Source organism: Bradyrhizobium sp. WBOS08 (assembly GCF_024585125.1).
Lineage (GTDB): Bacteria > Pseudomonadota > Alphaproteobacteria > Rhizobiales > Xanthobacteraceae > Bradyrhizobium > Bradyrhizobium japonicum_B.
Map to the genome: position 1 here is coordinate 6,266,303 of NZ_CP028988.1, position 20,518 is coordinate 6,286,820.

Annotated in this window: 18 protein-coding genes and 1 pseudogene; 4 read left to right on the top strand and 15 right to left on the bottom strand. The window is 65.7% G+C overall.

The features are described 5' to 3' along the window. Positions 1 to 112 precede the first annotated feature (112 nt). From adh to eno, 8 genes and pseudogenes are all read right to left on the bottom strand, one after another. On the bottom strand, positions 113 to 1,630 hold the full coding sequence (gene adh / locus DCM80_RS29550) for an aldehyde dehydrogenase (protein WP_257194912.1): 1,518 nt from the start codon (positions 1,628 to 1,630) through the stop codon (positions 113 to 115). 530 nt (positions 1,631 to 2,160) lie between these two features. Next, a pseudogene (locus DCM80_RS29555) lies at positions 2,161 to 3,347 on the bottom strand (IS481 family transposase). Positions 3,348 to 3,486: 139 nt separating this feature from the next. Next, entirely contained in the window at positions 3,487 to 4,446 is a 960-nt protein-coding gene (locus DCM80_RS29560) for a GAF domain-containing protein (protein ID WP_257194913.1), read from the bottom strand. A 215-nt stretch (positions 4,447 to 4,661) separates the two neighbouring features. Further along, positions 4,662 to 4,979 carry a septum formation initiator family protein gene (locus tag DCM80_RS29565; RefSeq protein ID WP_257194914.1) on the bottom strand — a complete coding sequence of 106 codons (318 nt, stop codon included), beginning with the start codon at positions 4,977 to 4,979 and terminating at the stop codon, positions 4,662 to 4,664. A 201-nt stretch (positions 4,980 to 5,180) separates the two neighbouring features. Beyond that, positions 5,181 to 5,732 (bottom strand): NADPH-dependent FMN reductase, encoded by a 552-nt coding sequence (locus DCM80_RS29570; RefSeq protein WP_257194915.1) that lies wholly within the window; start codon positions 5,730 to 5,732, stop codon positions 5,181 to 5,183. Between the two features lie 179 nt (positions 5,733 to 5,911). Next, positions 5,912 to 6,910: an MBL fold metallo-hydrolase gene (locus DCM80_RS29575; RefSeq protein WP_257194916.1), complete on the bottom strand. Its 999-nt coding sequence runs from the start codon at positions 6,908 to 6,910 to the stop codon at positions 5,912 to 5,914. Positions 6,911 to 7,028: 118 nt separating this feature from the next. Then, positions 7,029 to 8,162 carry a zinc-binding dehydrogenase gene (locus DCM80_RS29580; protein ID WP_257194917.1) on the bottom strand — a complete coding sequence of 378 codons (1,134 nt, stop codon included), beginning with the start codon at positions 8,160 to 8,162 and terminating at the stop codon, positions 7,029 to 7,031. Positions 8,163 to 8,205: 43 nt separating this feature from the next. Next, entirely contained in the window at positions 8,206 to 9,489 is a 1,284-nt protein-coding gene (gene eno / locus DCM80_RS29585) for a phosphopyruvate hydratase (protein ID WP_135164479.1), read from the bottom strand. A 174-nt stretch (positions 9,490 to 9,663) separates the two neighbouring features. Here eno and DCM80_RS29590 point away from each other — a divergent pair, with 174 nt between their 5' ends. Continuing rightward, positions 9,664 to 10,641, top strand: a complete 978-nt coding sequence (locus DCM80_RS29590; RefSeq protein WP_257194918.1) for a lyase — start codon at positions 9,664 to 9,666, stop codon at positions 10,639 to 10,641. A gap of 39 nt (positions 10,642 to 10,680) precedes the next feature. Continuing rightward, positions 10,681 to 11,142: a preQ(1) synthase gene (queF, locus tag DCM80_RS29595; RefSeq protein WP_257194919.1), complete on the top strand. Its 462-nt coding sequence runs from the start codon at positions 10,681 to 10,683 to the stop codon at positions 11,140 to 11,142. Positions 11,143 to 11,184: 42 nt separating this feature from the next. Here queF and DCM80_RS29600 read toward each other — a convergent pair whose 3' ends face one another. The 7 genes from DCM80_RS29600 to tpiA form a co-directional block, all read right to left on the bottom strand. Continuing rightward, a complete protein-coding gene (locus tag DCM80_RS29600) occupies positions 11,185 to 11,400 on the bottom strand; it encodes a hypothetical protein (RefSeq protein ID WP_028136199.1) in 216 nt (71 codons plus the stop codon). A 65-nt stretch (positions 11,401 to 11,465) separates the two neighbouring features. Next, on the bottom strand, positions 11,466 to 12,674 hold the full coding sequence (locus tag DCM80_RS29605; protein ID WP_257194920.1) for an MFS transporter: 1,209 nt from the start codon (positions 12,672 to 12,674) through the stop codon (positions 11,466 to 11,468). Continuing rightward, positions 12,674 to 13,522 carry a 3-deoxy-8-phosphooctulonate synthase gene (gene kdsA, locus DCM80_RS29610; protein WP_257194921.1) on the bottom strand — a complete coding sequence of 283 codons (849 nt, stop codon included), beginning with the start codon at positions 13,520 to 13,522 and terminating at the stop codon, positions 12,674 to 12,676. The genes DCM80_RS29605 and kdsA overlap by 1 nt, the downstream gene beginning before the upstream one ends. Before the next feature lie 303 nt (positions 13,523 to 13,825). Beyond that, a complete protein-coding gene (locus DCM80_RS29615; protein WP_028136196.1) occupies positions 13,826 to 14,152 on the bottom strand; it encodes an NIPSNAP family protein in 327 nt (108 codons plus the stop codon). Between the two features lie 80 nt (positions 14,153 to 14,232). Continuing rightward, positions 14,233 to 15,864, bottom strand: a complete 1,632-nt coding sequence (locus DCM80_RS29620; protein ID WP_028136195.1) for a CTP synthase — start codon at positions 15,862 to 15,864, stop codon at positions 14,233 to 14,235. A 166-nt stretch (positions 15,865 to 16,030) separates the two neighbouring features. Then, complete coding sequence (gene secG / locus DCM80_RS29625; protein ID WP_028136194.1) at positions 16,031 to 16,417, bottom strand: preprotein translocase subunit SecG; 387 nt, start codon at positions 16,415 to 16,417, stop codon at positions 16,031 to 16,033. Positions 16,418 to 16,557: 140 nt separating this feature from the next. Beyond that, the gene (tpiA, locus tag DCM80_RS29630) at positions 16,558 to 17,313 is read right to left on the bottom strand and encodes a triose-phosphate isomerase (RefSeq protein WP_257194922.1); all 756 of its coding nucleotides are present in this window, start codon (positions 17,311 to 17,313) and stop codon (positions 16,558 to 16,560) included. 278 nt (positions 17,314 to 17,591) lie between these two features. Between tpiA and DCM80_RS29635 the strand changes: the two genes are divergently transcribed. After that, the gene (locus DCM80_RS29635) at positions 17,592 to 19,490 is read left to right on the top strand and encodes a peptidylprolyl isomerase (RefSeq protein ID WP_257194923.1); all 1,899 of its coding nucleotides are present in this window, start codon (positions 17,592 to 17,594) and stop codon (positions 19,488 to 19,490) included. Positions 19,491 to 19,504: 14 nt separating this feature from the next. Continuing rightward, complete coding sequence (gene trpD, locus DCM80_RS29640; protein WP_257194924.1) at positions 19,505 to 20,518, top strand: anthranilate phosphoribosyltransferase; 1,014 nt, start codon at positions 19,505 to 19,507, stop codon at positions 20,516 to 20,518.

Below are 20,518 nucleotides of genomic sequence, written 5' to 3' on the forward strand. Positions count from 1 at the left end.
ATCTACGCGTCACGATGCGGCGATATGACCAGCTCAAGAACTATGCACCATGCCGATCCCAGTCGTCGAAGTGACGGCGCCGGACATGGCGCCGCCCTCTCCGCATTCCCGATCAGAAGAAGCCGAGCTTCTTCGGGCTGTAGCTGACCAGGAGGTTCTTGGTCTGCTGATAATGATCGAGCATCATCTTGTGAGTCTCGCGACCGACGCCCGACTGCTTGTAGCCGCCGAACGCCGCGTGGGCGGGATAGGCGTGGTAGCAATTGGTCCAGACCCGGCCGGCCTGGATCGCCCGGCCGAAGCGGTAGCAGCGGTTGGCGTCGCGGCTCCAGACGCCGGCCCCGAGGCCGTAGAGCGTGTCGTTGGCGATCTCGAGCGCCTCGTCGTCGGTCTTGAAGGTCGTGACCGAGACCACGGGGCCGAAGATCTCTTCCTGGAAGATCCGCATCTTGTTGTGGCCCTCGAACACGGTCGGCTTGACGTAGAAGCCGCCGGCGAGATCGCCTCCGAGCTCGGCCCGTCCGCCGCCCGCGAGCACCTTGGCGCCCTCCTGCTTGCCGATGTCGATATAGGACAGGATCTTCGCCAGTTGCTCGCCGGAGGCCTGCGCGCCGATCATGGTGGTGGGATCGCGCGGATCGCCCTGCGTGATCGCGGCGACGCGCTTCAAGGCCCGCTCCATGAAGCGGTCATAGATGTCGGCATGGACCAGCGCGCGGCTCGGACAGGTGCAGACCTCGCCCTGGTTCAGCGCGAACATGACGAAGCCCTCGATCGCCTTGTCGAAGAAATCGTCGTCCTCGGCGGTGACGTCCTTGAAGAAGATGTTGGGCGACTTGCCACCGAGCTCCAGCGTGACGGGAATGAGGTTCTGGCTCGCGTACTGCATGATCAGCCGGCCCGTCGTGGTCTCGCCGGTGAAGGCGATCTTGGCGATGCGCGGGCTGGAGGCCAGCGGCTTGCCGGCCTCGAGGCCAAAGCCGTTGACGATGTTGAGGACGCCCGGCGGCAGGATGTCGGCGATGATCTCGGCCCAGACCATGATCGAGGCCGGGGTCTGCTCGGCCGGCTTCAGCACCACGCAATTGCCGGCGGCCAGCGCGGGCGCGAGCTTCCAGCAGGCCATCAGCAGCGGGAAGTTCCAGGGGATGATCTGGCCGACCACGCCGAGCGGCTCGTGGAAATGATAGGCGATGGTGTCGTGGTCGATCTCGCCGATCGAGCCTTCCTGGGCGCGCACCACGCCGGCAAAATAGCGGAAATGATCGATGGCGAGCGGCAGGTCCGCTGCGCGAGTCTCGCGGATCGGCTTGCCGTTGTCCCAGGTCTCGGCGATGGCGAGACGCTCCAGATTCTCTTCCATGCGATCGGCGATCCGGTTCAGGACCGCGGCGCGCTCGGCGACGCTGGTGCGGCCCCAGGCCGCCTTGGCGGCATGCGCCGCATCGAGCGCCGCCTCGACGTCCTGCGCATCGGAGCGCGCGATCTTGCAGACGACCTGACCGGTCACCGGCGAGGCGTTGTCGAAATATTTGCCGGAGATCGGCGCGACGAACTTGCCGCCGATGAAGTTGTCATAGCGTTCGGCGAAGGGAACTTTGGTGACGCTGAGGAATTCCACCTTGTTCATTGATCACTCCCGTTGATTGCTGTTTGCGCAATTCGTCGCGTGTTCACGACTTGCGCCGACGATGTCGCGGGAGGGGTTTGCTGTCAGCCCGGTGGGAAGCGATGGCGGAGCGGACCTGTCGCAGTTCTGCGACAGGTCATGGACGCGGCGTCACCATCGTGTCCCGGACAAGCTGCAACGCGTTAGCGTTGCTGCGCAGAGCCGGGACCCAGAGGCGGCACGGGAGGTATGCGGAGACATGGGCCCCGGCTCAGCAGCGCACCACGTCGCAAGGGCGACGCGCTGCGCTGCGTCCGGGGCACGACACCCAACCTCACCGTCAGAGAAAAACCGGCCTAAAGCAGGATGAGATTGGGTTGAATCAAGCCGCCGCGGCTCGGTGCACCTCTCCCGCTTGCGGGAGAGGTCGGCGCAACGCGCCGGGTGAGGGTTCTCTCCTCTAGGGGAGTGTCCCGTTGTGGAGAAACCCTCTCCCCCTCTAGGGGAGTGTCCCGTTGTGGAGAAACCCTCTCCCCGCCCTCCCCCGCTGTTCAGACCGGGGAGATGGTGGACGGGTGTTCGGAGACATCGTGGACACTTTCTGGGCTCCCGTCGAGAGGCCGGATATCGACGGTTGCAATCGTCTGGGTTCTGAACACGACGTCGAAGACGCCATCCTGTGTGGTCGGCCGGAACGCGACGGCCTTGCCGCGGAAGGCCTTTGGGACTTTGAGGTTGCGTCCGAGGAAGCTGACGTGACCGTCTTGCTGGACCCGGCGCACAATGTCGTTTGGTGCGTATTCGAAGGGCGCGACGGTCTCGACATAGTCGCGCGGGCTCGGCTGATAACGGCTGGCCGGCACGGCAAGCTCGAGTGCTTCGTGCGGCCGCTGCGTGTTGTAGACGGTGCGCCATCGCTCGAAAGCGCGCTGGGCGGCGGCGATGTCGGCGAAGGCAGGAGCGGACAGGACCTCGGCCTTGAGGCTGCGGTGGAAGCGTTCGTCCTTGCCCATGGTCTGCGGATGATAGGGCCGCGAATGGCTGACCTTGATGCCATGCTCGATCAGCCAGACCCCGAGCGGGGTGAACGGGCTGCCCGGCCCATCGCCCCAGGGCGAACCGTTGTCGGTGATCAGCCTCTCGGGCAAGCCGTAGCGGCGGAAGGCGGCAACGAGATGCTGCTGACCGTCTCGGTCTGCTCGTTGGCGCAAGCCGCGAGCACCACCGAAAAGCGCGAGTGATCGTCGAGCACGGTCAGCGGATGAAGCCGGCCGGTGTGCATCGCCACGTGGCCCTTGAAGTCCATCTGCCACAACTCGTTCGGCCGCTCCCGTTCGAAGCGAACGAAGGCCGACTGACCGCCGCCGAACGCGCCCAGTTCCACCCCATGCCGCTTCAGGATCGCCGTGACCGTCGAGGGCGCCGGGACTGCTTCCCATCCCAGATCCTTCAATCGCCTGGCGATCTTCCGCCCGCCCCAGGCCGGGTGCTCGGCTCGGAGCGCAAGCACGGCCTCCTCGATCGCCGCGACACTGCGCGCCGGCGACGTCCGGGGCCGGCGCGACTGCTCCTGAAGCCACGTCATCCCGGCCGTTCGCCAACGCTCCAGCCACTTGTGGCCGGTCGTCGGGCTGACGCCGAAGCGACGGCACAATTGCCGAACGTTGGCTCCTTCTTCCGAGGCCAACATGACAAACTCCAATCTCGCGTCCATCCGAGACACCTCGCGGAACGGCATCCGACAGCCTCCTTACTGAGCTGTCGAAAGTGTCCACGATGTCTCCGAACACCCGTCCACCATCTCCCCGGTCTGAACACCCGCAAGCGGGGGAGGGAGCGCACCTTCCGTGCGGCAAATGAACCTAATCTCATCAGGCTCAGTGGCTCACGCCGAACCGCTTCAGCTTTCGATGCAGCGTGGCGCGGCTGATGCCGAGGGCCTTGGCGGCCGCCGAGACATTGCCGCCGGCGCGGAGCAATGCCCGTTGCACCACCGCGCGCTGACCGCCGGCAAGATGATCGTGCGCGGTGTCGCCGCCGAGCAGATCGGCTGCGGGCATCGGTCGCAAGGCCCGGCCGGGGGCGATTCCGAGCGCCGCCCGGGCGGAGCGGGTCGCACCGATCACGAGATCGTCCGCATCGACCGCGACGAGGCCGCCGCCTTGGCCGTCCGCGGCTTGCGTCAGCACGATGCGGGCATGGGCGAACGCCTTGCGGAACAGATCCGCTTCGATCCGCTTGGCCGCCTCGCCCGCCGCAAGCGCGATCAGGCTGGAGAACGCATCGGTCCGGTCGGCGCGGCAGGAGGAGACGTCGAGCACGCCGGCAAGCGCGGCCTCATGGTCGTAGATCGGAACGGCGGTGCAGCTCAGCAGCGTGTTGCGGGCGAAGAAATGCTGGTCGCGGTCGATCGTCAGCGCACGCTGCTCGACGAGGCAGGTGCCAATGCCGTTGGTGCCTTCATGCTCCTCGCTCCAGAGCGCACCGGTCCACAGGCCCCAGGACTGAAACGTCGCGTCGTCCGCCGGCGTGCCGCGACGGTCGACCGGCACGCCCTCGCCGTCGGCGAGCAGCACGCAGCAACCGCTGGCGCCGACGGCCTGATAGAGCCTGTCCATCGCGCCTTGCGCGGCCGCCAGCAGGGGCGCGACGCGCTCACGCGCCCGGAGCAGCTCGGCTTCGGTCAGCCGCATCGGCGAGGTACGGCCGCCGGGATCGAGATGATGCAATCTGGACGAACGGCGCCACGAGGCCACGAGCGCGGATCGTGCCGCCTGGCCTGACGCGATGGCGGCCTCGACACGGGCCGCGTGATGCCGGGGCATGGACCCATTCATCACAGTCTCCTCCGAATGACAGACTAGAACGTGCCGGCGCCACCCGTTTGATCTGCGTCAACTTCGAAAGAGCGCTGCACAAGCCATGAGCCTGCCGCGGTGCCGTCGTCAAGGCGGCCAGCCGTTCCAGACTTACGACCTTCGAAGGAGCATGGCGCCAAGAAGCCGGATCTCGGCAACGGCTTTCGCGCCGGTTTCGCAATTCGCGAAAAACGCTACCTCGCCGGGATCATCCGAACGAGATCGCGCGGATTGACGTAGTCGAGCTGGAAGCGCGCCCGCTCGTCCAGCATGTCGGGATCGATCCGCTCGGACCGCAATAGCGAGACCCGCTGCTCGCTCCTGACGCGCTCACGCTTGAGCTGGGCCAGTTCGCTGGTCAGCGCGATGATCTCCTGGTCGAGCTCCTGGCGGGCGTTGAGGCCGTATTTGCCGGTATAGGCGTTGACGCCGAAATAGCCGACGATGGCGGCCGCCATCGCGTAGAGGGCAAGTCCGGTCAGGATCGATTTCAGGCGCGCGCGGGAGACCATCCTGGGAAGATGGGACAGGTTGGTTAAGGGAGTGCTAATTGCAAGCGGCTCCCCGCCCACCAAACCCTCATGGTGAGGAGGCGTGAAGCGCCGTCTCGAACCATGCAGGCCCGACTGTCCCCGCGGCCATCCTTCGAGACGACCGCTTCGCGGTCTCCTCAGGATGAGGACCTGCGGTGTGGCCGCGGGGGATATTTGGCCTCAGCCCTGATGTTTCGCCACGTGCGCGGCGAAGGCGTCGATGTATTGCTGCAGCACCGTCTTCAGGGAGTCCTTGGTCAGGCTGCCGTCCGCGCCGAAGGCATCGCCGACGCCGTTGAGGTAGATTTCCGGCTGCTGCAGCAGCGGACCGGAGATGCCCGGCAGGATGTTCTGCAGATGCTTCGCCGCGCTGACGCCGCCGAGCGGTCCCGGCGAGTTCGAGATGATGCCGATCGGCTTGCCGAGCAGCGAGCTCTTGCCATAGGGGCGCGAGGCGACGTCGATGGCATTCTTGAGGACGCCCGGGATCGAGCGATTGTATTCGGGGGTGACGAACAGGACGCCGTTCGACTTCTGAAGCTTGTCGCGGAAGGCCAGCCAGTCCGCGGGCGGCGCACCCTCGAGATCCTGATTGAAGAACGAGATGCCGGCCGGCGTGATGACCTCGAGCTTCAGCGAGTCGGGCGCGAGCTTGGCAAGCGCGTTGGCGATCTTCAACGTAAAGCTTTCCTTGCGCAGGCTGCCGGCGATCGTGACGATGTTGTAGGCCATGAGATGTCCTTGAACCTTGAGGGAGGGTGCCGACAGCACTTAAGCGATCCAGACCGATGGATGCAAGTGCATGAATCGACCCCAATTGGAAACGCTGCGTTTCGCAGAAGCAGATGGTGGTCCAAACAATCGGGCCGCCAAGCGGCGGCCCGGTCCTGGCTCTCAGATGCTGACCCCGCTCAGATCGTCGGATTCCACGCCGACGGGATCAGGCGATATTTGGCGCCGTCCTTCACGACATGACCGACCGAGGGGAAGGTGAAGTGGAAGCCGACCACCGTCGCCTTCTCCGCTGCCGCCATATCGTAGAACTTGTGACGCGTCTGCTGCGCCGTCGCTGCGTCCATGTCGAACATCACGTGCCAGTCGGGATTGCGCAGGAAGAATTCCGGGATGTTGGTGACGTCGGACTGGATCAGCACCTTCGCATCGCCGGAAGCAACCGCGAACGAGGTATGGCCGGGCGTATGGCCCGGAGTCGCAATCGAGGTGATGCCCGGCGCGACCTCCTTGCCCCACTCGTATTTCGTCACCTTGGACTCGAGGCCGGCGAAAATCTTCTTCACGTTGGCGAAGGCGGCTTTCAGCCCCTGATTGGACTCGGCCTTGGCGGCGTTGTCCTCGCTGGTCCAGAACTCCCACTCCTTGCCGGGTACCATGATCTCCGCATTCGGGAAGGCCAAGGCGCCGTCGGCGAGCCGAACCCCGTTGATGTGATCGCCATGAAAATGCGACAGCAGCACGACATCGACGTTCTTAGGGTCGACGCCGGCCACCTGAAGGTTCTGCAAGGTGCGGCCGACCGCGCCCTTGCTCGCCTCGAGATTCGCGATGCCGTTGCCGGTATCGATCAGCACCAGCTTGGAACCGGTATTGATGAGCTGCGGGTTGAACGGGATCGTGACCATGCCTTTCGGCATGTAGGCCGCCTCCCCCGCGGCCAGCGCTTCGTCCTTCGGAATGTTGGCGACGAACTTGTCCGGCATCGGAAAGGTGCGCGCGCCGTCGTTGATCGAGGTGCACTCGAAGCTGCCGACCTTGTAGCGATAAAAGCCCGGCGCCTGCGTCCCGGCCAGCGGCGCTGCGGCCTTGGCGGCGGTCGGTCCAAGTCCGGCCGCGGCCGCCGCACCGAGGGCGGCGGCGCCTGCGAGCAGATGACGGCGATTGAGATCGGTCATGGAAGGTCCCCTTCTGAGCGCTTTGCGGTTTCCGCTTTCGATGGCGGCGGAATTTAATCTCGCGCTGCGCGCAGAAGGCAAGACCTTTCCTTCGGTGACCTGCCGCCCTAGATCACGATTATTTATTCGGGTTGATGAGGAATTTTTCCCCGGTGGCGCGTTTGGCGTACACGGCGATGTTGGCGGGATCGAGCGCCTCGGCCAGTGAGACCACCTTGGTGTAGTGACTGGCGAATGTGGTCTTGAGCTCGGACGCGACGCGCTGGCGCAGGCGGCCGATCTCGGCCGGACCGATCTTCTGGAGGAACGGCGTCAGCAGCCAGCCGCCGACGCCCCAGGTCAGACCGAACGACCGGCTCAATTCGGTCGGCCGATTGTCGAGGCTGCCGTAGATATAGACCTGCTTGTACACGTTGGAGCCGTAGCGGCTGTATTCCTTCGCGGTCTTGTTGGCCGCGACTTCCATGGCGGTCAGGATCTGGCTGGCCAGCTTGCCGCCGCCGATGGCATCGAACGCGATGGTGGCACCGGTCTCGACCAGCGCATTGGTGAGATCGTCCGTGAAGCTTGGCGCACTGGAATCCACGATGTACTTGGCGCCGATCTTGCGCAGGATATCGGCCTGCTCCTCGCTCCTGACGATGTTGACGAGGCCGATGCCGTCCTTGATGCAGATCTTGTTGAGCATCTGGCCGAGATTGGACGCAGCCGCGGTGTGCACGAGCGCCTTGTGGTTCTCGCGCCGCATCGTCTCGGTCATGCCGAGTGCGGTCAGCGGATTGACGAACCAGGACGCGCCGTCGGCGGCCGTGGTGCCCGCCGGCAGCTCCATGACGTCGCGGACCTTGAGCACGCGGTACTGCGTGTACATCGCGCCGCCGATCATCGACACCGTCTTGCCCATCAGGGCTTTCGCCGCGTCCGACGCGCCGGTCCGGATCACCGTGCCGGCGCCCTCGTTGCCGACCGGCAGCGACTGGTCGAGCCGGCCTCCCATCATCCCCATCGCCGCCTCCGGCATCGTCGCGGTGATGACCGGCATCTCCTTGGTGCCGGAGGCCTTGGCGGCCAACATGTCGGCGGGCCCGATGAGGAGGCCGAGATCGGAGGGGTTGATCGGCGACGCCTCGACGCGGACCACGACCTCGTCGTCGGCCGGCTCCGGCGTCGGGACCTCCACGAGCGACAATTCCAGCTCGCCGCTCTTCTTGAGCAGCGAACGCAGTTGCAGTCCGGACTTGCCGTCGCTCATGTCGATCCTCCCCTGTCCCGTTCCTTCGTGCGGTGACGCCGGCTTATGCCAGCGCCTTCAGTGCCGCCTTGCCGCCGTACAGCGCCTGCTTGCCGAGCTGCTGCTCGATGCGCAAGAGCTGATTGTATTTGGCGGTGCGGTCGGAACGCGCAAGGGAGCCGGTCTTGATCTGACCGCAATTGGTGGCGACCGCGAGGTCGGCGATGGTGGAATCCTCGGTCTCGCCGGAGCGGTGCGACATCACCGAGGTGTAGCCGGCCTTGTGCGCCATCTCGACGGCGGCGAGCGTCTCGGTCAGCGTGCCGATCTGGTTGACCTTGATCAGGATCGAGTTGGCGCGGCCGGCCTTGATGCCGTCGGCGAGGCGCTTGACGTTGGTGACGAACAGGTCGTCGCCGACCAGCTGGCACTTCTTGCCGACGAGGTCGGTGAGCTCCTTCCAGCCGTCCATGTCGTCTTCCGACATGCCGTCCTCGATGGTGACGATCGGATAGCGCGAGACGAGGTCGGCCAGGTACTTGGCCTGCTCGGAGATCGAGCGGGTCTTGCCCTCGCCCTCATAGACGTATTTGCCGTCCTTGAAGAACTCGGTCGAGGCGCAGTCGAGGCCGAGCACGATGTCGCTTCCGGCCTTGAAGCCGGCCTTGCCGATCGCGTTCATGACGAAGTCGAGCGCGGCGTCGGCCGACGGCAGGTTCGGCGCAAAGCCACCCTCGTCGCCGACATTGGTGTTGTGGCCGGCCTTCTTCAATTCGGACTTCAGCGTGTGGAAGACTTCCGCGCCGTAGCGCAAGCCCTCGGCAAAGCTCGAGGCGCCGACCGGCAGGATCATGAATTCCTGGAAGTCGATCGGGTTGTCGGCATGCACGCCGCCATTGATGATGTTCATCATCGGCACCGGCAACAGGCGCGCCGAGGTGCCGCCGACGTAGCGGTAGAGCGGCATGTCGAGCGAGTTTGCGGCGGCCTTGGCGCAGGCCAGCGAAACGCCGAGAATGGCGTTGGCCCCCAGCCGGCTCTTGTTCGCCGTGCCGTCGAGGTCGATCATGATCTGGTCGATCTGGGCCTGCTGCTCGACGTCGAGGCCGCTGAGGGCCTCGAAGAGCTCGCCGTTGACGGCGCCGACCGCCTTGCTGACACCCTTGCCGAGATAGCGGGCCTTGTCGCCGTCGCGCAGTTCCACCGCCTCATGGGCGCCCGTCGAGGCGCCGGAGGGCACGGCAGCGCGGCCCAGCGCTCCATCCTCCAGCACGACATCGACCTCGACGGTGGGATTGCCCCGGCTGTCGAGGATTTCGCGGCCGATGATGTCGATAATGGCGGTCATGATGTGCACTTCCGTTCGTTGGGGCTGATCGGTGCCGCGGGTCTTACACGGGCCGCAAGCAAATGTGAACGCTTGGACGGCGGGCTTCGACTGACGCCTGACGCGGCCGGGGCTAAGCTCGCATTCGATTGATCTGCGCGTCCAACCTCAATCTGAACCAGCCGAGGTAACGCCATGAATCGTCGCCAGTTTCTCGTCTCGAGCGCTGCGCTGCTCGCGACCCGGCCGGCTCTCGCCCAGGAGGGCCCGTTCCGGACGAAATATTTCCCGATCAGTGCCGGCATCGGCCTGCATGATCTGGCCCCCGCCCCCGACGGTTCGGTCTGGTTCACGGCGCAGGGCAAGGGCCTGCTCGGCAGGCTCGATCCCCGGGATGGCCGTTTCAAGACGGTCAGCCTCGGCGAAGGCGCCGCCCCGCATGGCGTGACCATGGGCCCCGACGGTGCGCCCTGGATCACCGAGGGCGGGCAGAACGCGATCGCGCGGGTCGATCCCTCCGACCTCAAGGTCACGCTGTTCCGCCTGCCGGAGAAGTTCGCTGCCGCCAACCTCAACACCGGCGTGTTCGACAAGGAAGGCACCTATTGGTTCACCGGTCAGTCCGGCTATTACGGCCGCCTCGCGCCGAAGTCCGGCGACATGAATGTGTTCAGGGCGCCTAAAGGCGTCGGTCCCTATGGCATCACGGTCACCCCCAAGGGCGATGTCTGGTACGCCTCGCTCGCCGGCAGCCATATCGCCAGGATCGACCTTGCGACCGGCAACGCCAGCGTCGTCGAGCCGCCGACGCCGCACCAGGGCTCGCGGCGGGTGTGGTCGGATTCGAGGAGCCGGATCTGGGTCAGCGAATGGAATAGCGGCCACGTCTCGGTGCACGATCCCGCCGATGGGTCGTGGAAGACGTGGAAGCTGCCGGGCGAACGCCCCCGCGCCTATGCCGTCTTCGTCGACGACAAGGACAAGGTCTGGCTGACCGACTTTTCCGCCAACGCCATCGTGCGCTTCGATCCCGCTACGGAGACATTCAACGTCTTCGCCAGCGACAAGGCCAATGCCAATGTGCGCCAGCTCGACGGACGGCCGGGCGAGCTGTGGGGCTGCGAGTCCGGCAACGACCGCATCGTCATGATCCAGACGATTGCCGCCGGTTGACGGCGGCGATATTTGCGTCCATCCCGGCGTCCTCAAAGGATGCAAGCGATGGCGAAGAAATCCCTCCAGCTCGGCCGTGCGGTCGAGTGGCCACACACACCGGAAGACGCGCAGCTCGACCGCGTGCCCAATCCGCAAAAGGGCACCGACTACCTGGTGCGCTTCACCGTGCCGGAATTCACCTCGCTCTGCCCGGTCACGGGCCAGCCGGATTTCGCGCATCTGATGATCGACTACGCGCCGGGTGCCTGGCTGCTGGAGTCAAAATCGCTCAAGCTCTACATCGCGAGCTTCCGCAACCACGGCGCATTTCACGAGGACTGCACCGTGATGATCGGCAAGCGCATCGCGAGCGAGATCAAGCCGAAATTCTTGCGCATCGGCGGCTATTGGTATCCGCGCGGCGGCATTCCGATCGACGTGTTCTGGCAGACCGGCCGCGTGCCCAAAGGCCTGTGGGTGCCCGAACAAGGCGTCGCGCCCTATCGCGGGCGGGGCTGAGAACGAGGTGAGCGGCGTGCGAACTGGTTTCGGCGCGCGGCGCTATTTGGAGACGGATGACCTTTCCCAGGGACGCTTGCCGTTGGCATCTCTGTCCCAGGGGCGCGTGGTCGGGGCGTTCTTTTCCTCGGCAGCGGCTTTCGCGCGGTCAGCCTGCACCTGCTCGCGATCCGTTACCGGCGGCTTGGGCTGGGCTTGAGACGTCTGCGCGGCGACCGGAGCCATGGCGAGCAGCGCGGCGATCAGAAACTTTGTCATTCCCGCCTGTAGCACGCTGAAGGTCAGACCGTCCGATTTAGTTGCAGGTTCCCGCGCGACTTTCGTCAGACCCTCGCATCCGACGGCGCCCGCGGCTTGAGCAGCCGGGCGCAGACAACGCCCAGCACCACCATGATCCCTGCGCTCGCGAACAGCGTCGGGACCTTGCCGGCGTGCTGCAGCCCGAAGCCATAGGCGAGCGGGCCCACGGTCTGCCCCATGAAGAAGAAGAACGAATGCAGCGACAGCGCGGTGGCGCGCGCCTCGACCGACAGCTCGCTGGCGAAGACCTGCAGACAGCCATGGGCGATGTAGAAGCCCCATCCCATCACGATGAGATTCAGCGCCTGCACTTCCCAGCGCGGACCGAACGCGACGGCGACGAGCTGCGAGGCCACCAGCGCCATGCCTGATATCATCATGCCCTTCATCCCCAGCCACGGCAGCAGGCGCGACACCGTCAGCGTGTAGAACAGGCCGCCGACCGCAAAGCCCGCGATGACCATGCCGGCGATCGAGAGCGAGGTCTGGCCGAGCTCGAACAGGAACGAGGCGATGTAGGGAAACAGACCGAGCACGCAGCAGCCTTCGATGAACACCGCCGAATAGCAGACATAGGCATTCGGGTTGGTGAAGATGGTGCGATAGCCGGCCTTCAGAGCCGACAGGCTCGTCTGCGGCGGGGGCTTGACCCTGGCGCCGCGAAAGCCGGCGGCGACCGCGATCGACGCCACGATCACGAGCGCGCCGAGCACCGCGAGCACGCCGCGCCAGCCGAGGAAATCGCCGATCAGGCCGGAGGCCGAGGCGCCGAGCAGATTGCCGGTCATGGCGCCGGCGAGCGTGCGGCTGATCGCAACCTGGCGCTTCTCGGGCCCGACGAGATCGCTGGTCAGGCTGAGTGCCACCGGAAACACGCCGCCCGAGCCGATGCCGGCGAGGATGCGGGTCGCGAACAGAACCGAGAACGAGGTCGCGAATGCGCCCAGGATGTTGGCGAGGCCGAGCAGCGCGAGGCAGAAGATCATCAGCCGCGTCTTGCCGAACAGGTCGGCGGCAGCGCCGATGATCGGCTGGATGATCGAGAAGGTGAAGGCGAACACCGCGGCAAAGCCCGCGGCGGTGGCGATGCTGACGTTGAAATCCTCGGCGACGTGCGGCAGCACCGGATCGAGCGCGCGCGCCGACAAGGCCGCCGCGAAGCTTGCGCCCGAGATGACGTAGAGCGCTGTCGGCAAGCCGTGATCCTGCGCCCGCGCCCCGCCTTGCTGCATCAGCGCGGGTTCTTTGCCAGCGCGTCGAACGCCATCAGTCTGGCGATCAGCCCCTCGAACTCGCGCAGCGGCACCATGTTGGGCCCGTCGGAGGGCGCGCGATCAGGATCGGGATGAGTCTCGATGAAGACGCCGGCAACGCCGACCGCGACCGCAGCACGGGCGAGCACCGGCACGAATTCGCGCTCGCCGCCCGAGGACGTCCCCTTCCCGCCCGGCTGCTGCACCGAATGGGTGGCATCGAAGATCACGGGCGCGCCGGTGGTGCGCGCGAGGATCGGCAGCGCGCGCATGTCGGAGACCAGCGTGTTGTAGCCGAACGACACCCCGCGCTCGGTGACGAGCACGTTGGGATTATCAGCACTCGTGATCTTGGTGACGACGTTGGCCATGTCCCACGGCGCCAGGAACTGGCCCTTCTTGACGTTGACGACCTTGCCGGTCGCAGCCGCAGCCAGCAGCAGATCGGTCTGCCGGCACAGGAAGGCGGGGATCTGCAGGATGTCCACGGCCTGCGCGACCTCGGCGCATTGCGTGGCCTCATGCACGTCGGTCAGGACCGGCAGGCCGAGCGAGGTGCGGATCTCGGCGAAGATCGGCAGCGACTGCGCAAGGCCGAGGCCGCGCGCAGCCGAGGCGCTGGTGCGGTTGGCCTTGTCGAACGAGGTCTTGTAGACGAGGCCGATGTTCAGCCGCGCAGCGATCTCCTTCAGCGCGGAGGCGACCTCCAGCGCATGCTGACGGCTTTCGAGCTGGCAGGGTCCGGCAATGATCGAGATCGGCAGATCATTGCCGAACTTGACCTTTCCGATGCTGACGACCGGCGCCGCTGAATGCGAAGAGCTCAAGGCAAATCCCTCGTTTCGGCGCGACCATAGCCGCGATGAGGGTCGGATCAACCCTATTCGGCCCGGACCGCTCGAATATCAGGGTTGCGCCAGAGTTCCGGTGCGGCAGCTGAACGCGCGCCTCGTCCTTCGAGACGACCGCTTCGCGGTCCCCTCAGGATGAGGCTAAGCGGCGAAGGCGCCCGTTGAATTGCTGCCGCGCCCGCGGTCCTCATCCTGAGGGCCCGCCAACGGCGGGCGTCTCGAAGGATGGCCGCAGGTGAATCGCTCCAGACGCGATTGCCTGCGCTGCCGCGAGGATCGCTACTTCACCGCCGAGAATGCGGTCGGCGTCAGGATCTGGCTGACGATGTTGCCGACGATCTGGCCGTCGGCTTCGCTTTCGGCGCGGGCTTTCATCCAGTCCGGATCGGTCATGAACGCGCCCCACTTCTTCTCGCGCTCGGCGAGCGAGTCCCAGGCCAGGAAATAGGTCAGCTCCTGGTTGGATTCACCGATCAGCGTCGTGAAGAATCCGGCCTGCTTGATGCCGTGCTTCTCCCAGATCTTCAGCGTGGCGGTCTCGAACCGCTTCAAGAGCGCCGGCAGCCGGCCGGGCACGCAGCGATAGACGCGCATTTCGTAGATCATCGCAGTTCACTCCCTTTGTTGTTCTTGCGGGGCGGAGTTGTCGCAACAAATTGCATGCGCGTCAAAGGCGGGCGAGCCGGCTACACCAATCGGCTCTGCACCATCGCCGCCTGAATGAACGAGGCGAACAGCGGATGCGGCTCGAACGGGCGCGACTTCAGCTCGGGGTGGAACTGAACGCCGATGAACCAGGGATGGTCCTCGTACTCGACGATTTCAGGCAGCACGCCGTCGGGCGACAGGCCCGAGAATTTCAGGCCGTGCTGCTCGAGGCGGTCCTTGTAGGCGGTGTTGACCTCGTAGCGATGGCGGTGGCGCTCGGAGATCTCGGTGGCGCCGCCATAGACCTGCGAGACGCGGCTGCCGCGGCTCAGCGCCGCTGGGTATGCGCCAAGCCGCATCGTGCCGCCGAGATCGCCGGCCTGCGAGCGCTTCTCGAGTTCGTTGCCGCGCAGCCATTCCGTCATCAGGCCGACCAGCGGCTCCTTGGTGGGGCCGAACTCGGTGGAATTGGCGTCCTCGATCCCGACCAGGTTTCGCGCCGCCTCGATCACCGCCATTTGCATGCCGAAGCAGATGCCGAAATACGGCACGTCGCGCTCGCGCGCGAACTGCGCCGCCTTGATCTTGCCTTCCGCACCGCGCTGGCCGAATCCACCAGGCACGAGGATGCCGTTGACGTGCTCGAGGAAAGGCGCGGGATCTTCCTTCTCGAAGATCTCGCTCTCGATCCAGTCGAGATTGACCTTCACCTTGTTGGCGATGCCGCCATGCGAGAGCGCCTCGATCAGCGACTTGTACGCATCCTTCATGCCGGTGTATTTGCCGACGATGGCGATGGTGACGTTGCCTTCGGGATTGCGCACGCGCTCGTTGATCTCTTGCCAGCTGCGCAGCTCCGGCGGAATCCGCGAGGCGATGCCGAAGGCGGCGAGCACCTCGTCGTCGAGGCCCGCATTGTGATAGGCCTCGGGCACCGCATAGATGTTGTCGACGTCGCGCGCCTCGATCACGGCGCTTTCGCGCACGTTGCAGAACAGCCCGAGCTTGCGCCGCTCCTCCTTCGGGATCTCGCGGTCGGTGCGGCAGAGCAGGATGTCCGGCTGGATGCCGATCGAGCGCAGCTCCTTCACCGAGTGCTGCGTCGGCTTGGTCTTCAATTCGCCGGCGCTCGGAATGTAGGGCAGCAGTGTCAGATGGATATAGACGGCGTGATCGCGCGGCAGCTCGTTCTTGAGCTGGCGGATCGCCTCGAAGAACGGCAGGCCCTCGATGTCGCCGACGGTGCCGCCGATCTCGACCAGGACGAAGTCGTAGTCGTCATTGCCGTCGAGGACGAATTCCTTGATCGCGTTGGTGACGTGCGGAACCACCTGGATGGTCGCGCCGAGATAATCGCCGCGGCGCTCCTTGGAGATGATGTCCTGGTAGATGCGCCCGGTCGTGATGTTATCGGCCTTGGTCGCCGGCCGGCCGGTGAAGCGCTCGTAGTGACCGAGATCGAGATCGGTCTCCGCCCCGTCATCGGTCACGAACACTTCGCCGTGCTGATACGGCGACATCGTTCCGGGATCGAGATTGAGATAGGGGTCGAGCTTGCGGAGGCGGACCTTGTAGCCCCGTGCCTGCAACAGCGCACCGAGTGCCGCTGAAGCCAGACCCTTGCCGAGCGAAGAAACCACGCCGCCGGTGATGAATATGTACCGCGCCATGGGACTTAACCTCTAATCCCCTACATTCGATTCGCCAAAGCGATTCGTATTCCGCCCCAAAGATTCTGCGGGCCTGTGGGTGAGCCAAAACTAAGAGTGGTGACAGTGCCTTGATGGGGATTGTTGATGCAGGACGGTAGCAGCCGCCCTGCATGGCCCCCCTGCTTTATTGCGAGCGCGGCACCTGCGGGCCGGTCGGAGCCGGCGCCTGCTGCTGCTCGTCCGCCTTCTTCAGCGAATCCAGGATCCCGCCCGAGGTCGGCGGCGCGATCGGCGATCCGCCGGCCGGCTGGCCCTGCGACGCCGGCGTGCCGATGATCGACGACGGCGCGCGGCTGTAGCCGGCGTGCCAGGACAGGAACATGCTGGTGAGGAAGAACCCGGCGGCCAGAATCGCGGTGGTTCGCGTCAACAGGTTCGCGGTGCCGCGGCTCGACATGAAGCCCGCGCCGCCGCCCATGCCAAGGCCGCCGCCTTCCGACTTCTGCAGCAGGACGGCGCCGATCATCACGGCGACGATCATGAGATGGATGACGATGACAACGGTCTGCATAGTGCCCTTCCGTCACAAGCGGGCGGCGCCTGACGTCGGCCGATCGCGCTTCGCGGGTTTTCCTGAAGTTGCGCGGTGTTACACGATCGGAGGGGGCATTGCCACCCCCGATCGGGTCCTGTTCAGCGCTTTGGACTTAGCTAGGGGCAGCCCTTGGCAATCGCAAGGAAATCGGCCGCCTTCAGACTGGCGCCGCCGACCAGGGCTCCGTTGACGTTGCTCACCGCCATCAGCTCGGCCGCATTCGAGGGCTTCACCGAGCCGCCGTAGAGGATGCGCATCCGGCCACCTTCGGCCTTGAACCTGGTGGTCAGGAGTTCCCGGATAAACCCATGAATCTGCTCGACATCCTTGGCCGTGGGGGTCAGGCCGGTGCCGATGGCCCAGACCGGCTCATAGGCCACGACGAGATTCGCGGCGGTCGAGCCATCGGGCAGCGAGCCCGCGAGCTGCCCGCGCAGAATCTCCAGGGTCTGGCCGGCGTCGCGCTGCCCCTGCGTCTCGCCGACGCAGACGATCGCTGTGGCTCCGGCGCGCCAGGCCGCCTCGGCCTTTTGGCGGATCAGCGCATCGCCCTCGCCGTGATCGGCGCGGCGCTCGGAATGGCCGACGATGATGGCGCTCGCCCCCGCATCCACCAGCATTTCCGCGGCAATATCGCCGGTATGCGCGCCGGACGCCTTGGGATGGCAATCCTGGGCCCCCACCGCGACCTTCTTGCCGCGCGCCTTCTCGGCGAAGGCCGCAATCAGGGTCGCGGGCGGGCAGACCAGCAGATCGGCCTTGCCGGTCACCCCGGCCGCGCCGTCGAGCATGGCCTCGAACTCGGCAGCCTGGGCCTTCAGGCCGTTCATTTTCCAATTGCCGGCGATCAGGGGGCGGATGGCGTCGGTCATGTCAATTTCCAGCAAAATGAGGTTTGTGCATGCGCTAGCAGAGGACCTGCCGCAGTTCCAGATTCTTGTTTTGACGCGTTTTCCAGAGGCGAACCGGGGTCCACTTCGCTCGAAAACGCTTTGGGGCTTTTCACCGCAGCCGAAAGCGGTCGCAGGACCCGAGGTTGCGGGGGGAAAGCCGCCACTTTATGATGATGGATCAATTTGGTGACGCGCTTTTGCGGAATCTGCATTAAGACGCGCTCCCGTTCCCCTCCTGCTCAGACAAGTTGGACCAAATGCTTCGAGGAATGCGCAAGGCCTCATCAAACTGGCTCGGCAAGATCATTATGGCCGTGGTGATGGGCGTGTTGATCATCAGTTTCGGCGTTTGGGGCATTGCCGACATCTTCAAGGGCTTCGGGCAGTCCACGGTGGCCAAGGTTGGCGGCACCGAGATTTCGCTCAACGAGTTCCGCCAGATCTACACCGACCGCCTGCAGCAGATCGGCCGCCAGGTCGGCCGGCCGCTGACGCCCGATCAGGCCCGCGCCTTCGGCCTCGACCGCCAGGTGCTGCAGCAGACCATCGCGGAAGCTGCCCTCGACGAGGAGGCGCGCCGGCTCGGGCTCGGTCAGTCCGATGAGCAGATCCGCCAGGTCATCATGAACGACCCCAACTTCAAGGGTGTCGGCGGCAATTTCGATGCGAGCCGCTTCCAGGCCCTGATCCGCAATTTCGGCTATACCGAGCAGCGCTACGTGTCCGAGCAGCGCAAGGTGTCGCTGCGCCGGCAGATCACCGGCACGATCGGGGCCGGCCTCGAGCCGCCGAAGGCCATGATCGACGTGCTGACGCGCTACCAGAACGAGCAGCGCGCCATTGAATTCGTCAGGCTCGATGCCGCCCAGGCAGGCCAGATCGACGCGCCCTCGCCCGAGGCGCTCGCGGCCTATTTCGAGGATCACAAGGTCCAGTTCCGCGCGCCCGAATATCGCAAGATCGCCTTCGTGGTGGTCTCGCCGGAAGAGCTCGGCAAGTGGAGCGAGGTATCGGACGAGGACGCCAGGAAGGTGTTCGAGCAGCGCAAGGACCGGCTCGGCACGCCGGAGAAGCGCCAGATCCAGCAGATCGTCTTCCCCAACGCCGCGGAGGCGCAGGCCGCCCGGGAGCGCCTTGTCGGCGGCATGTCGTTCGAGGACCTTGGCAAGGAACGCGGGCTGAGCGCCTCCGATATCGACCTTGGCCTCGTCAGCAAGTCTTCGCTGGATACGGCGGTCGGCGAAGCCGCCTTCGCGCTTCCCGTCGGCGAGATCAGCCAGCCGATCCAGGGCGCGCTCGGCACCTCCATCGTCAAGGTCGACAAGATCGAGCCTGGCAAGGAGGCCGACTACGCCAGCGCAGGCGGCGACATCAAGCGCGAGATCGCGATCGAGCGCGCGCGCGTCAAGGTCAATGATCTCCGCGACAAGATGGAAGACGAGCGCGGCGGCGGCGCCAGCGTGATCGAGGCGGCGCAGAAGCTCGGCCTCACCGCCGTGACCATCGACGCCGTCGACCGCTCCGGCCGCGCCCCGAACGGCCAGCCGGTCGCCAACATCCCGCAGGGCCTCGACGTGGTGTCGCAGGCCTTCAGCACCGATGTCGGCGTCGACAACGACTCGATCTCGTACAAGGGCGGCTATGTCTGGTACGACGTGCTCGCCATCACGCCCTCGCGCGACCGCAATCTCGACGAGGTCCGCGACCAGGTCGAGGCGCGCTGGCGCCAGGACCAGATCGCGACCAAGCTCAAGGCCAAGGCGACCGAGATGGTGAAGAAGCTCGAAGCGGGCGGCAAGCTGGCCGACGAAGCCGCCGCCATCGGCGCCAAGGTCGAGACCGCGACCGGCTTCAAGCGCGACGATACGCCCGCCAGCGTGCCTGCAGCAGTGGTGGCGGCCGCCTTCCGCGCCGCCAAGGATGGCGTCGGCCAGACGCCGGTGACCGGCGGCACCGAGGTCATCGTCTTCCGCGTCACCGATATCGTCGATCCCGCGGTCGACGCTGCCTCCGACGCGGTCAAGAAGCTGAAGGAGACCCTCGACCGGGCCCAGACCGAGGAGCAGGTCGCCTCCTACGTCAACAAGCTTGAAACCGACATCGGGACCACCATTAATCAGGCCGCCTTCGCGCAGGTGACCGGCGCGAACCAGTGAGTTGAAAGCACGCGATGGACGACCTGAAATCGATCATTGGAAAAGTGGCGACCGGCGCCAGCCTGTCGCGTGACGAAGCCTCTGCCGCCTTCGACGCCATGATGAGCGGCGAGGCCACGCCATCGCAGATGGGCGGCCTGTTGATGGCACTCAGGGTACGCGGCGAAACCGTTGACGAGATCACCGGCGCGGTCGCGGCGATGCGCTCCAAGATGCTGACCGTGGCGGCGCCGCCAGACGCCGTCGACATCGTCGGCACCGGCGGCGACGGCTCCGGCTCGGTCAACGTCTCGACCTGCGCCTCCTTCATCGTCGCGGGCGCCGGCGTGCCGGTGGCCAAGCACGGCAACCGCGCGCTGTCGTCGCGCTCGGGCGCCGCCGACGTGCTGGCCTCGCTCGGGGTCAAGATCGACCTGAAGCCGGAGCAGGTCGGCCGCTGCGTGCGCGAATGCGGCATCGGCTTCATGTTCGCGCCTGCCCATCATCCCGCCATGAAGAACGTCGGCCCGACCCGGGTCGAGCTCGCGACGCGCACGATCTTCAATCTGCTCGGCCCGCTCTCCAATCCGGCCGGCGTGAAGCGGCAGATGGTCGGCGTCTTCTCCAGGCAGTGGGTGCAGCCGCTGGCGCAGGTGCTGAAGAACCTCGGCTCCGACTCCGCCTGGGTGGTGCACGGCTCCGATGGTCTCGACGAGATCACCCTCACCGGCCCGACCTTCGTCTCCGCGCTCCACAACGGCGAGATCCGGAGTTTCGAGGTGACGCCGGAAGACGCCGGCCTGCCGCGCTGCGAGCCCGGCGCGCTCAGGGGTGGCGACGCCGACGCCAATGCGATCGCGCTGCAAAGCGTGCTCAATGGCAAGCCGAGTGCCTATCGCGACGTGGCCTTGATGAACGCCGCCGCCGCGCTGGTCGTGGCCGGGCGCGCCAAGGACCTCAAGGAGGGCGTTGCGATCGGCACCAAGTCACTCGACAGCGGCGCGGCGAACATGCGCCTGAAGCACCTGATCGCGGTCTCGAACGGCTGA

Bases quoted from the DNA above. Each gene is read 5' to 3' on its own strand.
- adh (WP_257194912.1), bottom strand. From the start codon at position 1,630: ATGAACAAGGTGGAATTCCTCAGCGTCACCAAAGTTCCCTTCGCCGAA.
- DCM80_RS29560 (WP_257194913.1), bottom strand. From the start codon at position 4,446: ATGAATGGGTCCATGCCCCGGCATCACGCGGCCCGTGTCGAGGCCGCC.
- DCM80_RS29565 (WP_257194914.1), bottom strand. From the start codon at position 4,979: ATGGTCTCCCGCGCGCGCCTGAAATCGATCCTGACCGGACTTGCCCTC.
- DCM80_RS29570 (WP_257194915.1), bottom strand. From the start codon at position 5,732: ATGGCCTACAACATCGTCACGATCGCCGGCAGCCTGCGCAAGGAAAGC.
- DCM80_RS29575 (WP_257194916.1), bottom strand. From the start codon at position 6,910: ATGACCGATCTCAATCGCCGTCATCTGCTCGCAGGCGCCGCCGCCCTC.
- DCM80_RS29580 (WP_257194917.1), bottom strand. From the start codon at position 8,162: ATGAGCGACGGCAAGTCCGGACTGCAACTGCGTTCGCTGCTCAAGAAG.
- eno (WP_135164479.1), bottom strand. From the start codon at position 9,489: ATGACCGCCATTATCGACATCATCGGCCGCGAAATCCTCGACAGCCGG.
- DCM80_RS29590 (WP_257194918.1), top strand. From the start codon at position 9,664: ATGAATCGTCGCCAGTTTCTCGTCTCGAGCGCTGCGCTGCTCGCGACC.
- queF (WP_257194919.1), top strand. From the start codon at position 10,681: ATGCAAGCGATGGCGAAGAAATCCCTCCAGCTCGGCCGTGCGGTCGAG.
- DCM80_RS29600 (WP_028136199.1), bottom strand. From the start codon at position 11,400: ATGACAAAGTTTCTGATCGCCGCGCTGCTCGCCATGGCTCCGGTCGCC.
- DCM80_RS29605 (WP_257194920.1), bottom strand. From the start codon at position 12,674: ATGCAGCAAGGCGGGGCGCGGGCGCAGGATCACGGCTTGCCGACAGCG.
- DCM80_RS29615 (WP_028136196.1), bottom strand. From the start codon at position 14,152: ATGATCTACGAAATGCGCGTCTATCGCTGCGTGCCCGGCCGGCTGCCG.
- DCM80_RS29620 (WP_028136195.1), bottom strand. From the start codon at position 15,864: ATGGCGCGGTACATATTCATCACCGGCGGCGTGGTTTCTTCGCTCGGC.
- secG (WP_028136194.1), bottom strand. From the start codon at position 16,417: ATGCAGACCGTTGTCATCGTCATCCATCTCATGATCGTCGCCGTGATG.
- tpiA (WP_257194922.1), bottom strand. From the start codon at position 17,313: ATGACCGACGCCATCCGCCCCCTGATCGCCGGCAATTGGAAAATGAAC.
- DCM80_RS29635 (WP_257194923.1), top strand. From the start codon at position 17,592: ATGCTTCGAGGAATGCGCAAGGCCTCATCAAACTGGCTCGGCAAGATC.
- trpD (WP_257194924.1), top strand. From the start codon at position 19,505: ATGGACGACCTGAAATCGATCATTGGAAAAGTGGCGACCGGCGCCAGC.